This window comes from Microbacterium foliorum (assembly GCF_003367705.1).
GTDB lineage: Bacteria > Actinomycetota > Actinomycetes > Actinomycetales > Microbacteriaceae > Microbacterium > Microbacterium foliorum.
On record NZ_CP031425.1, the window covers coordinates 327,634 to 339,268 of the forward strand.

Annotated in this window: 14 protein-coding genes; 5 read left to right on the forward strand and 9 right to left on the reverse strand. The window is 70.3% G+C overall.

Annotated features, from left to right (window positions below; genetic code table 11):
* Positions 1-32 precede the first annotated feature (32 nt).
* Entirely contained in the window at positions 33-1,262 is a 1,230-nt protein-coding gene (locus DXT68_RS01545; RefSeq protein WP_045254507.1) for an FAD-dependent oxidoreductase, read from the forward strand.
* Here DXT68_RS01545 and DXT68_RS01550 read toward each other — a convergent pair.
* A complete protein-coding gene (locus DXT68_RS01550) occupies positions 1,228-1,965 on the reverse strand; it encodes a ribonuclease H family protein (protein WP_045254460.1) in 738 nt (245 codons plus the stop codon). The genes DXT68_RS01545 and DXT68_RS01550 overlap by 35 nt on opposite strands.
* Before the next feature lie 82 nt (positions 1,966-2,047).
* On the opposite strand from DXT68_RS01550, the gene DXT68_RS01555 reads away from it, so the two are divergent.
* Positions 2,048-3,103 (forward strand): mechanosensitive ion channel family protein, encoded by a 1,056-nt coding sequence (locus DXT68_RS01555; RefSeq protein ID WP_045254459.1) that lies wholly within the window; start codon positions 2,048-2,050, stop codon positions 3,101-3,103.
* 22 nt (positions 3,104-3,125) lie between these two features.
* On the opposite strand, the gene DXT68_RS17130 is transcribed toward DXT68_RS01555, so the two are convergent.
* The 4 genes from DXT68_RS17130 to DXT68_RS01580 form a co-directional block, all read right to left on the reverse strand.
* Complete coding sequence (locus tag DXT68_RS17130) at positions 3,126-3,428, reverse strand: hypothetical protein (RefSeq protein ID WP_045254458.1); 303 nt, start codon at positions 3,426-3,428, stop codon at positions 3,126-3,128.
* Positions 3,429-3,500: 72 nt separating this feature from the next.
* Positions 3,501-3,830: a hypothetical protein gene (locus DXT68_RS01570; protein ID WP_045254457.1), complete on the reverse strand. Its 330-nt coding sequence runs from the start codon at positions 3,828-3,830 to the stop codon at positions 3,501-3,503.
* Positions 3,831-3,902: 72 nt separating this feature from the next.
* Positions 3,903-4,214 (reverse strand): protealysin inhibitor emfourin, encoded by a 312-nt coding sequence (locus tag DXT68_RS01575; RefSeq protein WP_045254506.1) that lies wholly within the window; start codon positions 4,212-4,214, stop codon positions 3,903-3,905.
* Positions 4,189-5,253 carry a M4 family metallopeptidase gene (locus DXT68_RS01580; protein ID WP_045254456.1) on the reverse strand — a complete coding sequence of 355 codons (1,065 nt, stop codon included), beginning with the start codon at positions 5,251-5,253 and terminating at the stop codon, positions 4,189-4,191. The genes DXT68_RS01575 and DXT68_RS01580 overlap by 26 nt, the downstream gene beginning before the upstream one ends.
* A 341-nt stretch (positions 5,254-5,594) precedes the next feature.
* On the opposite strand from DXT68_RS01580, the gene DXT68_RS01585 reads away from it, so the two are divergent.
* A complete protein-coding gene (locus DXT68_RS01585) occupies positions 5,595-7,112 on the forward strand; it encodes an SDR family NAD(P)-dependent oxidoreductase (RefSeq protein WP_045254455.1) in 1,518 nt (505 codons plus the stop codon).
* Between the two features lie 102 nt (positions 7,113-7,214).
* Here the strand turns inward: DXT68_RS01585 and DXT68_RS01590 are convergent, their stop codons facing one another.
* A complete protein-coding gene (locus tag DXT68_RS01590; RefSeq protein WP_115760435.1) occupies positions 7,215-7,742 on the reverse strand; it encodes a hypothetical protein in 528 nt (175 codons plus the stop codon).
* Positions 7,743-7,778: 36 nt separating this feature from the next.
* Complete coding sequence (locus DXT68_RS01595; protein WP_045254453.1) at positions 7,779-8,117, reverse strand: winged helix-turn-helix transcriptional regulator; 339 nt, start codon at positions 8,115-8,117, stop codon at positions 7,779-7,781.
* Positions 8,118-8,194: 77 nt separating this feature from the next.
* Here DXT68_RS01595 and DXT68_RS01600 point away from each other — a divergent pair, with 77 nt between their 5' ends.
* Entirely contained in the window at positions 8,195-8,848 is a 654-nt protein-coding gene (locus DXT68_RS01600; protein WP_045254452.1) for an FMN-dependent NADH-azoreductase, read from the forward strand.
* A 263-nt stretch (positions 8,849-9,111) separates the two neighbouring features.
* Here DXT68_RS01600 and DXT68_RS01605 read toward each other — a convergent pair whose 3' ends face one another.
* Complete coding sequence (locus DXT68_RS01605) at positions 9,112-10,227, reverse strand: sensor histidine kinase (RefSeq protein WP_373372452.1); 1,116 nt, start codon at positions 10,225-10,227, stop codon at positions 9,112-9,114.
* Complete coding sequence (locus tag DXT68_RS01610; RefSeq protein WP_045254451.1) at positions 10,214-10,885, reverse strand: response regulator transcription factor; 672 nt, start codon at positions 10,883-10,885, stop codon at positions 10,214-10,216. The genes DXT68_RS01605 and DXT68_RS01610 overlap by 14 nt, the downstream gene beginning before the upstream one ends.
* 103 nt (positions 10,886-10,988) lie before the next feature.
* Between DXT68_RS01610 and DXT68_RS01615 the strand changes: the two genes are divergently transcribed.
* Positions 10,989-11,597 carry a M15 family metallopeptidase gene (locus DXT68_RS01615; protein WP_045254450.1) on the forward strand — a complete coding sequence of 203 codons (609 nt, stop codon included), beginning with the start codon at positions 10,989-10,991 and terminating at the stop codon, positions 11,595-11,597.
* Positions 11,598-11,635: the final 38 nt, after the last annotated feature.

An 11,635-nucleotide genomic window follows, 5' to 3' on the forward strand; every position in this document is an offset into this window, starting at 1 on the left:
TCGTCGCACTCGGGTGATGCATGCTCAACCTCATGAGCACACGTATCGACACCGACTGCGTCATCGTCGGAGGCGGCCCGGCGGGTCTGATGCTCGGGCTGATTCTCGCCCGGGAAGGGCTCGACGTCACGGTCGTCGAGAAGCACGCCGACTTTCTCCGCGACTTCCGCGGCGACACCATCCACCCCTCGACCCAGCAGCTGCTCGGCGATCTCGGGCTGCTCGATGAGTTCCTCGCCACCGCGCACTCCGACATGGATCGCGTCACCCTCAGCTGGCACGGCACCGAGCTCACCCTCGCGGACTTCTCGCACCTGCCCACCCCGCGCCGAGTCATGTCGTTCCTGCCGCAGTGGGACTTCCTCGACCTGCTCGCGGAGGCGGCGATCCGGCATCCGGGTTTCCGGCTGCTGCGGTCGACCAGGATCCACGACGTCGTGCGCGAGGCAGGACGGATCGTCGGGGTCACCGGGGCCGACGCCGAGGGAGCGATCGAGATCAGGGCTCGGCTCGTCGTCGACGCCTCCGGACGGGATTCGCAGATCCGGGAAGCGGTGGGACTCACCCCGCGCGGGGTGGCGGCGGCGATGGATGTGCTGTGGTTCCGGTTGCCGAAGGGGCCCGACGAGGCCTATCCCTTCATCCAGGCCGGGGCCGGGATGATCATCACCATCGACCGCGGCGATTTCTTCCAGATCGCCCACGTGATCCCGGCGGGCTCCTGGACCGGAACCGACCGGGATGTCGCGCGCATGACGCGTCGGCTCATGTCGATCTCGCCCCGCCTCGGCGCCTCGGCGGCGGGACTCCGGACCGACGATGTGCACCTGCTGCGCGTGCGGCTCGAGCGATTGCACCGGTGGTACGTCGACGGGATGCTGTGCATCGGCGACGCGGCCCACGCGATGTCACCGGCGGGAGGGGTCGGCATCAACCTCGCCATCCAGGACGCCGTGGCCGCAGCCCGCATCCTCGGACCCGCGCTGGCGCACGGAGGCCGCCCTCGGCGCGCGGATCTCCGCCGCGTCCAGCGCCGCCGCACGTGGCCGACTCTCGTGACCCAGACGGTGCAGCGCGCACTGCAGGGGCCGCTGCTGTCGACGAGCGATGCGGATGCGCCCCTGCCGCCGGTGCTGCGCGTGCTGAGGCGGCATCCGGCACTGTCGCGCCTGACGGGCAGGTTCGTCGGGCTCGGTGCTCGCCCCGAGCGGCTGGGCCGACGGGCAGTCAGATCAGACGGCGCAGCGCCTCTTCGAGCGTGATGCCCTGCGCCTCGGCGCGGTCGCGCAGGCGCGCATGCTCATCGCTGGACAGGGCCAGCCGCACCTCGATCGGGTCGTCGACGGGCGCGTACAGGCTGTCGAGCAGGTCGGATGCCTCGGCCCAGAGAGGCTCGCTGACCGTCGTGGTGATGGTCGGCGACACCGCAGGAGCATCGGCATCGCGGGTCGCGGCGGCCGCGATCGGCGCGGATGCCGCCGCCGCGGCGCCGGCATCGGTCGCCATCGTGAAGCCGGGCCCGCGGCGCGGCTCCTGCTTCGCCTGGTAGGCCTTGGCGGCGGCGTTCGCGCGCTCGTCGGCCGCCTCGTTGAGCGGGTGGCCGGCGTGGCCCTTGACCCACGAGAACTCGACGTCGCGTCCGAGGATCGCCTCGTCGATGCCCTCGAGCAGGTCGCGGTTGAGCACGGGACCCCCGTCGGACTTGCGCCAGCCCTTGCGCTTCCACCCCGGCATCCACTTGGTCACCGAATCGATCACGTAGCGACTGTCGCACTCGATCATCAGCTTCTCGGAGATGCCGGCCGTCGCCTGCAGCAGCTCGAGCACGGCCCGCAGCTCGCCCTGGTTGTTGGTGCCGTGCGGGGATCCTCCCGCCGCCCAGTTGGCGTCGTCGATGTACCAGGCCCAGCCGTTGGGGCCGGGATTGCCCAGGGCGGAACCGTCTGCGGCGGCGGTGATCGTCATCCCTCCACCGTAGCCGCGACCGACGACACCGCCCGCTCGTGCTCTGTTCGCGGCCCGCGGGGCCGCGGCATAGTGTGGTCGGATGCCTTCCGACTTCACCTGGGATTCCTGGATCGGCACGGCGGCGGCCCTCGGCATCGCGATCATCGCCGCCGCGGCCGCACTCGTGACGCTGGCGCTGGTCGCCGGCCTGATCGGTCGTCGAGTGCCGTGGGTGCGTGATCTCGCCCGACGGGTCCGCAACGCGATGATCGTGACGGCGGCGGTGTCGGCGATCTGGATCGCCCTGTCCGTCACCGAGCCCGCGGCGCAGGACTGGTGGCCGGCCGTCTCGAGACTCTTCCTGATCGCCACGATCCTCACGGGGTCATGGCTCGTCGCCGCCTCCGCCTCGTTCGGCTTCGAGAGGCTCATCGACCGTGAGGAGAGCGCACTCGTCGGCCCCGAGGCGCGTCGCCGGCGCACCCAGCTGCTCGTGATCCATCGCCTCGTGCTGGTGACGATCGCCGTTCTCGCGCTGGGCGCGGTGCTGTTCACGTTCCCCGAGATGCGGGCTGTCGGCACGAGCCTGCTCGCATCCGCCGGAATCGTCAGCATCATCGCGGGCCTTGCCGCGCAATCCATCCTCGGCAACCTGATCGCCGGCGTGCAGGTCGCGTTCACCGATGCCATCAAGGTCGGCGACGTCGTGGTCATCCAGGGGGAGTGGGGGCGCATCGGCGAGATCAATCTGTCGTACGTGGTCGTCTACATCTGGGACGAGCGGCGGCTGGTCGTGCCGTGCAGCTACTTCACGACGACGCCGATCGAGACCTGGACGCGACGATCCGACAAGATCCTCGGCACCGTCTACCTGGATCTCGACTGGCGGGTGCCGATGGACGATCTGCGCGCCGAGTTCGCACGGGTCGTCGAGGCGTCGCCGGCCTGGGACGGCCGGTCGCTCGACGCGGTGGTCACCGAGGCGCAGGGCGGCTTCGTCACCGTGCGCCTCGTGATGTCGGCGAAGGACTCGGGTGATCAGTGGGCACTGCGCTGCGAGGTGCGGGAGAAGATGATCGGCTGGCTGCAGAGGGAGCATCCCGAAGCGCTGCCCCGCACACGCGTCGACATCGGCGCCGCGCGCGACGCCGACTGACTCCGCGTGCGGGCGGGCTGACTCAGTCCTGGTCGGGTTCGGGCTCGTCTTCGGGCTCATCTTCGGGCTCGGGCTCGTCCTCGGGCTCGGGTTCGGGCTCGGGCTCGGGCTCGCGGTTCTCGATGGAGGAGGCCGTAGGAGCCGGGGGCGCGAGGGGGAACGCGACCGAGCTCACGGAGGCGTCGGGTCCCAGCCCCAGACCGATCGACAGCGGGTCGACGGTCGGAGCCTCGTGCAGCACCTCGGACTCCGGGCGCTCGAGAGGCTCAGAGGGCAGGGCCCACTCGTTCTCCTGCTCTTCGGGGCGTTGCTGGAAAAGTCCCATGTGCCCCATTCTGACCCCGAGTCGCGGTGCGACGCCGAGATTCACATCGGATTGCCCGGATGGGTGGATGCGTCACACGACGCGACGGAAGGTGAAGTACCCCGCGACATGGCCGTGATTGACGACACCGGTTCCCGTGCTCAGCATGCGCGCCGAGGTCGTCGCGCCGGACTCCACGAAGGTGTAGCCGGTGTGCTCGAGGCGCCAGCCGATCCGCTCCACCTCGCCGAGGAAGTAGCCGGCGTGCTCGTCGCTCACGAAGTCGTTCTCAGCGGAGCCCCACGACGACGCCTGGCCGGTGAGGCGGCTGACCTCGGTCTGCAGGTGCAGCAGAGCATCGCCCCGGTCGTACGCGTCGCGTGAGATCTGCAGCAGGCGTGCGGCCTCTTCGGTCGTCGGCATGGAGTCCCCTTCGTGTCGATTCATGATTCGCCGTCGCGGCGTGTGGCCGCTGTCGACGCGTACCTCGTGGCCTCATCCGGATGCGGCGCGCACGGCATCGACGAGCTCCCGCCACGGCCCGTCGAGCTGCGAGTCGGAGAGTTCGCGCTCGCGCTCGCGTTCGTCTGAGGGCGTGCGCGCGCGGATCAGCCAGACGAAGCGGTCGGCTCCCGCCGTGGCGTCGTCGTCGGCATCCCAGGGACAGCTCTCGATCATCGCGATCCAGTCGTGGGCGTCGGGGGGATCGGGTTGGACCCGCCACTGCCGCCGCATGCCGGCGATGCCTCCCGTGCGCACGACTGCGACCACGACCTGCGCGTCAGTCGGTGGAGGGGACTCGCTCATCTGCATAGACTCCCACGGTCGTCCACGCGCGTCGAGCGGCGGCACCCGTGGCGTCGTCGATCGCGGATGCCGCGGCCACCGTCGCATCGGCGAACTCGGTGAAGGTCGCGGTGCTCGAGAGCCCCCCGGTGAGCGCCCGGTACCAGACGGTGCCTGCCGCCTCCCAGGCGTTGCCGCCGAGGTCGATCGCGAACAGGGCGAAGGCGCGGTTCGGGATGCCGGAGTTGATGTGCACCCCTCCGTTGTCTTCGGTCGTGCGCACGAACCCGCTCATGTGATCGGGCTGCGGATCTTTGCCGAGCTCGTCGTCGTCATAGGCGGTGCCCGGCGCGATCATCGATCGCAGAGCGCTGCCCTGAACGGCGTCCGTGAAGATCTCGGCGCCGATGAGCCACGTCGCCTCACCCGCGCTCTGCTCCAGGAGGAACTGCTCGGTCAGGGCGCCGAAGACGTCGGCGATCGACTCGTTCAGCGCGCCGGGCTGGCCCTGGTACTCGAGGTTCGCGGTGTACTGCACCACGCCGTGCGCGAGCTCGTGCCCGATGACGGTGGTCGAGGCGGTGAAGCCCACGAACACCTCGCCGTCGCCGTCGCCGAAGACCATGCGCTCGCCGTCCCAGAAGGCGTTGTCGTAATCGGTGCCGTAGTGCACCGTGGCATCGAGCGGAGCCCCGGCGTCGTTCAGCGAGTTGCGGCCGAAGGCCGAGAGCAGCATCTCGAACGTGGCGCCGAGTCCGTCGAACGCCTCGTTGACGGAGGCGTCGGCGACGGGTTCGTCGTCTTCACCGCGCACGATCGCACCGGGGAGCGTCTGCGTGTTGCCCGCGTCGCTGATCGTGCGGTTCGGGGCATCGGAGAGCTCGGCGACCAGGTCGCCGTTCTCGTCGATCGACAGATCGATGCGGGCGCGGAACGGGGGTCTGCCCGCCGTCAGCGTCTGCCTCGCGGCGGCGGCGGCACGGGGATAGCGGCCCGACTCGGCCAGACGTGCGAGCAGGTAGGACGGGACGACTCCGGGGCATGCGATGTGGCTGCTCATGGTCAGACCCTACGCCGGGGGACCGACGTTCGCGCGGGCATCCCGGGCCTTCCGCCGAAGTCGACCCACGCGTGCGTCGGCAGGTCGAATGCGCCTGCGGCGGCCGCATTCCCGGCATCCGGCCGCGGCGGGCGCCGTTCACCGCACGCCACGGCCGCACAGTCTCGGCAGCGCCCCGTTCAGGACTCAGCACGCCCGGGCAGGTCCGGCCTCGCCGACCCCGCCGATCCGCAGTGTTGGCAGGCGAGCCTGAGCATCCATGCTGAGTCCTGAACGGCGACCGGCCGAGCCGCCGCGGGCTCCCAGGAACGGACCCCGGGATCTCGCGTAAAATCAGCACAATGACCGACGCACCCGACGCCACCTCCGACCTGGGTGCCGGCATCGACCCCGAAGACCTCGCCACCACGCTGCGGGTCCTCTCGGAGCTTCACGAGATCGACAACGAGCACCCCGACTTCGTCGCCGTGCGTCACGCGACCGCCGCGATGTTCAAAGCCGTCAAGCGCGTGCGCCGCAAGGAGATCCGCGACGCCATCGCCGATGCCGACAAGGCCGTCGTCGCCCGCACCGCCACCGGCGCGCCCGACCGCATCGATGACGAGACCCGCGGGCACGACCTGGCCACCAGCGTCGTCGACGCCCCCATCGCGGGCGAGCTGCTCAAGCCCCGCAACTGCTACATCTGCAAGCAGCCGTACACGGTGGTCGACGCGTTCTACCACCAGCTCTGCCCCGACTGCGCGCGCTTCAGCCACGGCAAGCGCAACGCGCGCACCGATCTCACCGGCAAGCGAGCGCTGCTCACCGGCGGGCGCGCCAAGATCGGCATGCACATCGCGCTGCGGCTGCTGCGCGACGGCGCGCACACGACGATCACCACCCGCTTCCCGCGCGACGCCGTGCGCCGGTTCTCGGCTCTGCCCGACTCGGCCGACTGGCTGCACCGGCTGCGCGTGGTCGGCATCGATCTGCGCGACCCCGCCCAGGTCATCGGACTCGCCGACTCCGTCGCGGCGCAGGGACCCCTCGACATCCTCATCAACAACGCCGCGCAGACCGTGCGCCGCTCGCCCGGCTCGTACTCCCTGCTGGCGGATGCCGAACTGCAGCCGCTTCCCGACGGACCGCTGCCCGAGATGGAGACCTTCGGGCACACCGTCGACCCGCATCCTCAGGCGCTGCAGGCCTCTGTCGACTCGCATCCGCTGCTGTCGGTGGCGGCCCTCGGCGGCACAGTCGCCGAGCAGGGCGGCCAGGCGCTGACCGCCGAGGACCTCGCCCGGCTCGCGATGGCCCCGGGGTCGTCGTCGCTCGAGAAGCATGCCGACGGCACCGCGATCGACGCCGGCGGACTCGTGCCCGACGTCAACCGCACGAACAGCTGGGTGCAGTCGATCGATCAGGTGGATCCCCTCGAGATGCTCGAGGTGCAGCTCGCGAACACGACGGCGCCGTTCCTGCTCATCAGCCGGCTGCGTGCGTCGATGGCCGCGTCGTCGGCGCATCGCAAGTACGTGGTGAACGTCTCGGCCATGGAGGGCCAGTTCTCGCGCCGGTACAAGGGGCCGGGGCATCCGCACACGAACATGGCGAAGGCCGCGCTGAACATGCTCACGCGCACGAGCGCCGGCGAGATGCTCGAGACCGACGGCATCCTGATGACCGCCGTCGACACGGGCTGGATCACCGACGAGCGCCCGCACTACACGAAGGTGCGCCTCGCCGAAGAGGGCTTCCATGCTCCGCTCGACCTCGTCGACGGCGCTGCCCGCGTGTACGACCCGATCGTGCGCGGCGAGGCGGGCGACGACATCCACGGCGTCTTCCTGAAGGACTACGAGCCCAGCCCCTGGTGAACGCGGCCGTGTGGAAGCGGCCGTGTGAAAGCGGCCGTCTGGCTGACGAATCCCCGGATGGCTGACTGAACGGGTCGCATCGGTCAGCCGGGCGGGAATCGGTCAGCCGGGCGGGGGCTCGGTGCGCGCGACCCACGGGCGCCGTGCCTGCACGACCGCCACGACTGCGCCGGCGATCACCAGGAGGATGCCGGGGACGGCCAGCAGCACCGCGCCGACGACCGTGAAGAACGACACCACCGGTCCGACGGTGAACCGCCCGTCGGCGAGCGGGCCGTCGCACGTGATCGTGCCGGGGGAGGCGACGCCCAGCGAGAAGCTGCCCTGCGCATCCCAGGCTTCGGGGACCGCGATCGCCTGCTGCAGCATGTCCGGCCTCAGCATCAGCTCGCCGCCGCCGGGTAACGTGCCGGTGCACTCGATGTCGCTCCACCGGTCCGACGGGGTCACGTAGATCGCATGATCGCCCTCGGTGAGGTCGACCGTGAGTTCGTCGCCGAAGGCGACGGGCGGCGCGAGGCGGAAACCGGGGCTGAACGCGAGCGCGGCAGCGCCGACGAGAACCAGAGCGCCGATCACCATCAGGATCCACCAGGCGCGGCGCGGTCGTCGTGCCTGAGTGCTGGTCATCGTGCGAGAGGGCGGGTCATCGTGCCTGAGTGCGGGTCATCGCCCGCGGATCTCGAGGTTCTCCGACGCCCAGGTGCCGAGCTGGTCGAGGATCGGCAGCAGTCCGCGCCCGCTGTCGGTGAGGGCGTACGAGACCGCGACGGGCGGTCCGGGGTCGACGGCGCGGGAGACGAGGCCTGCATCGGCGAGCTCTGCGAGGCGGTCGGAGAGCACGGTGTCGCTGATGCCGGCGACTCCGCGACGCAGCGAGACGAAGGTCGACGGGCCGCCGCCGAGCGAGGAGACGATCATGCCGTTCCAGCGTTTGCCGAGCACGCTGAAGGCCAGGGTGACGGCGGCGTCGCACACGTGACGCTCTTCGTCGATCTCGGCCATGCGACCATCATACCTGTGCTACGTTAACGCGAGTCGCTAAGAAAAACAGAGTGACTACGCAAACGAAAGGCAGTCTCATGTCCCTGTTCCGTCTGGATGCCAGCATCCTTCCCGCGTCGTCCGCCAGCCGTTCGCTCGCTGACCTCGTCGAAGCCGAGTGGACCGCATCGCACCCGGACTCCACGGTCACGCGCCGCGACCTGGCCGCAGACCCGGTGCCGGCGACGGCCTGGGCGGATGCCGTGACCGGCGGCTTCGTCGACGAGGCCCAGCGCACTCCCGCTCAGAACGAGGCGCGCGCCCTCGGCACCACCTTCGCCGACGAGCTGATCGGCGCCGACGCGCTGCTGTTCGCCGTGCCGCTCTACAACTACGGGGTCTCGCAGCACTTCAAGACCTGGTTCGACCTGGCCTACACCGACCCGCGCATCGACCCGCAGGGCACGGCGCTGCGCGGCAAACCGGCGACCCTCGTGACCGTGCTCGGCGGCAACTACGCTCCCGGAACGCCCAAGGAGGGATGGGACCACTCGACCGGATGGCTGCGTCGCGTGCTCGAGGACGTCTGGGGCCTCGACCTGCGCGTCGTCGAGCGTCCGTTCACCCTCGTGGGTGTCAACCCGGCTCTCGACGCCTTCGCCGACACCGCCCGCGAGCTCAAGGAGAACGCCGAGGAATCGGCTCGCGTCTACGGCCGCGAACTCGCCGCTCTGCGCGACCGGGTCGCCTGACCCCGGCATCCGGGGGCCTGGCGCTGGTACGTCTGCAGGATCAGAGCACGGATGCAGGACGGAACACGGCGTCTGATCCTGCAGCCGTGCCTCGGTCCTGCATTCGGCGCAAGACCCGGACCATCGATCGATCGACCGAGGACGGTCGGAGGCCGAGGACGGTCGGAAGAACCGGGATCAGGGTCGGGATCAGGATCGGGATCAGAACCGGGATGAATCGGGACCAGGATCAGGGTCGGGATCAGAACCGGGATGGACCGAGCTCAGGCGAGCGGACCGGGCAGCGGATGCGGCAGCCACACCGTCGCGTTCAACCCGCCGCCGCTGCGGGCCGTGAGCACGAGCGATCCGTCGTGCGCCTGCGCGATGTGGTGCACGATGGCCAGCCCGAGCCCGACGCCTCCGTGATCGTCGTCGCGGGTGCGCTCGGAGCCCCGCTGGAAGGGCTCCGCCAGGATCGCGACCCGATGGGCGGGAAGCACCTGCCCGGTGTTCTCGACCACCAGCGCGACGGCCTCCGGCAGCGCGTGCGTGCGCACGGTCACGGTGCCGTCGGCGCGCAGATTGTGCACGATCGCGTTGTGCACGAGGTTGGTGATCAGCTGCTGCATCAGCGCCGGTGACCCGAGGACGTTCGCCGTGTCGCCGCTCACATCGATCGTCACCCCGCGCCGCTCGGCGAGGGGGAGCAGCGTCTCGGCGGACTCCTCCGCGAGCAGTGACAGCTCGAGGGGCTCGCGGGTGAACATCCGCCGCTCGGCGCGGCTGAGCATCAGCAGGGCCTCGGTCAGCTCGATCGCCCTCGTGTTGACCTCGTGCAGTCGGTCGATCAGCGCATCGACATCGCGCTCGGGGGCATTGCGCGCGACCTCGAGCATCGTCTGCGAGATCGCGAGCGGCGTGCGCAGCTCGTGCGAGGCGTTGGCGGCGAACCGCTGCTGCTCGGCGATGTGGGCCTCGAGCTGCTCCAGCATCGAGTCGAAGACGTCGGCGAGATCGCGGAACTCGTCCCGCCGTCCCTCGAGCGCGACGCGGTGCGAGAGCGATCCCTGCGCGGCGAGCTGCGCCGCGCGTCCGATGCGGTCGAGCGGTGCCAGCATCCGCCCCGCGATCATCCAGCCTCCGAGCAGGCCGATGGCGAGCAGCACGAGCAGCATGATGATCGCCGCCGGGATGAACGCCCGGATGAGGTCGGAGCGGTTGGGTACGAACGACTCGGTCCTCACCACCTCCGGCACGTAGCGCAGGAGATAGAGGGCCACCGCCGTGAGCAGTCCGACCGCGGAGACCACGACGACGGCCGCATAGCTCAGCGTGAGCTTCCAGCGGGCGCTCGTGCCGCGGCGCCTGGGCATGCGGATCGGGTCAGCCATCGGCATCCGCCCCGATGCGATAGCCGACGCCGGGCACCGTGAGGATCAGCCAGGGCTCGCCCAGCCGCTTGCGCAGCGACGAGACGGTGATGCGCACGGCGTTGGTGAAGGGGTCGGCATTCTCGTCCCAGGCGCGCTCGAGCAGCTGCTCGGCGCTGACCACGCCGCCGCCCGCATCGACGAGCACTTCGAGCACGGCGAACTGCTTGCGGGTGAGGGCGACGTACCTTCCGTCGCGGAAGACCTCGCGACGGAAGGGGTCGAGCCGCAGCCCGGCGACCTCGAGCACGGGAGGGCGGGCGCGCTGCCGTCGGCGGTCGAGGGCGCGCAGCCGTAGGACGAGCTCGCGCAGCTCGAAGGGCTTGGTCAGATAGTCGTCGGCCCCGATCTCGAAGCCCGTCGCCTTGTCGTCGAGGCGGTCGGCCGCGGTGAGCATGAGGATCGGGATGCCGCTGCCCGACGCCACGATCGAGCGGGCGACGTCGTCTCCTGAGGGACCGGGGATGTCGCGGTCGAGCACCGCGAGGTCGTAGGAGTTGACGCTGAGCAGTTCGAGGGCGGTGTCGCCGTCGCCGGCGATGTCGGCGGCGATCGCCTCGAGGCGCAGCCCGTCTCGCACGGCCTCCGCGAGGTAGGGCTCGTCCTCGACGATCAGCACGCGCACGGCAGGACTCCCATGTGTCCAGAGCTTACGCATCCGGATATATCGCGAGCGTATGCAAAACGGCATACGGTGTCGCAACAGCCGCGCTCGTTGACTGAGTCGCATGAACACACGCTCCGCCCTCGGCCGTCATCGCCTCGCCCTGCTGCTCTGCGGCGCACTGGTCGCCGTCGCGATCACCGCATCCGTCATCCTGATCGGTCAGCAGCCGCTGGACTCGGCATCCGCCGCGCCGCAGCTCTCGGCCGACTCGCTCACCGACGCCGACGGTGTCATCCGCGAGGAGGACGCGGTGTCGGTGTTCGACGAGGTGCCGGCCGTGACGAACCTCGACCCGGCCCTTCTCGCCGCGGTGCGTACAGCCGCGAGTGCCGCCGAGCTCGACGGGGTGCGGATGCAGGTCAACAGCGGCTGGCGCTCGGCGGCCTATCAGCAGGTGCTTCGACAGGACGCGGTGGTCGAGTACGGCTCCGAGGAGGAAGCGGCTCGGTGGGTGGCGCCGCCCGAGAACTCCGAGCACGTGTCGGGAGACGCCGTCGATCTAGGACCACTCCCTGCGCAGGACTGGCTGGCGCAGCGAGGCGCCGAGTTCGGCCTCTGCCAGATCTACGCGAACGAGCGCTGGCACTTCGAGCTGCGCCCCGCCGCCGTCGCCAACGGCTGCCCGCTGATGTACGACGACCCCACCGCCGACCCGAGGACCCAGGGCTGACCGCGTCGCCGGCACCACCGTGCGGAACCCGGTGCGTC

Bases quoted from the DNA above. Each gene is read 5' to 3' on its own strand.
- DXT68_RS01545 (WP_045254507.1), top strand. From the start codon at position 33: ATGAGCACACGTATCGACACCGACTGCGTCATCGTCGGAGGCGGCCCG.
- DXT68_RS01550 (WP_045254460.1), bottom strand. From the start codon at position 1,965: ATGACGATCACCGCCGCCGCAGACGGTTCCGCCCTGGGCAATCCCGGC.
- DXT68_RS01555 (WP_045254459.1), top strand. From the start codon at position 2,048: ATGCCTTCCGACTTCACCTGGGATTCCTGGATCGGCACGGCGGCGGCC.
- DXT68_RS17130 (WP_045254458.1), bottom strand. From the start codon at position 3,428: ATGGGACTTTTCCAGCAACGCCCCGAAGAGCAGGAGAACGAGTGGGCC.
- DXT68_RS01570 (WP_045254457.1), bottom strand. From the start codon at position 3,830: ATGCCGACGACCGAAGAGGCCGCACGCCTGCTGCAGATCTCACGCGAC.
- DXT68_RS01575 (WP_045254506.1), bottom strand. From the start codon at position 4,214: ATGAGCGAGTCCCCTCCACCGACTGACGCGCAGGTCGTGGTCGCAGTC.
- DXT68_RS01580 (WP_045254456.1), bottom strand. From the start codon at position 5,253: ATGAGCAGCCACATCGCATGCCCCGGAGTCGTCCCGTCCTACCTGCTC.
- DXT68_RS01585 (WP_045254455.1), top strand. From the start codon at position 5,595: ATGACCGACGCACCCGACGCCACCTCCGACCTGGGTGCCGGCATCGAC.
- DXT68_RS01590 (WP_115760435.1), bottom strand. From the start codon at position 7,742: ATGACCAGCACTCAGGCACGACGACCGCGCCGCGCCTGGTGGATCCTG.
- DXT68_RS01595 (WP_045254453.1), bottom strand. From the start codon at position 8,117: ATGGCCGAGATCGACGAAGAGCGTCACGTGTGCGACGCCGCCGTCACC.
- DXT68_RS01600 (WP_045254452.1), top strand. From the start codon at position 8,195: ATGTCCCTGTTCCGTCTGGATGCCAGCATCCTTCCCGCGTCGTCCGCC.
- DXT68_RS01605 (WP_373372452.1), bottom strand. From the start codon at position 10,227: ATGCCGATGGCTGACCCGATCCGCATGCCCAGGCGCCGCGGCACGAGC.
- DXT68_RS01615 (WP_045254450.1), top strand. From the start codon at position 10,989: ATGAACACACGCTCCGCCCTCGGCCGTCATCGCCTCGCCCTGCTGCTC.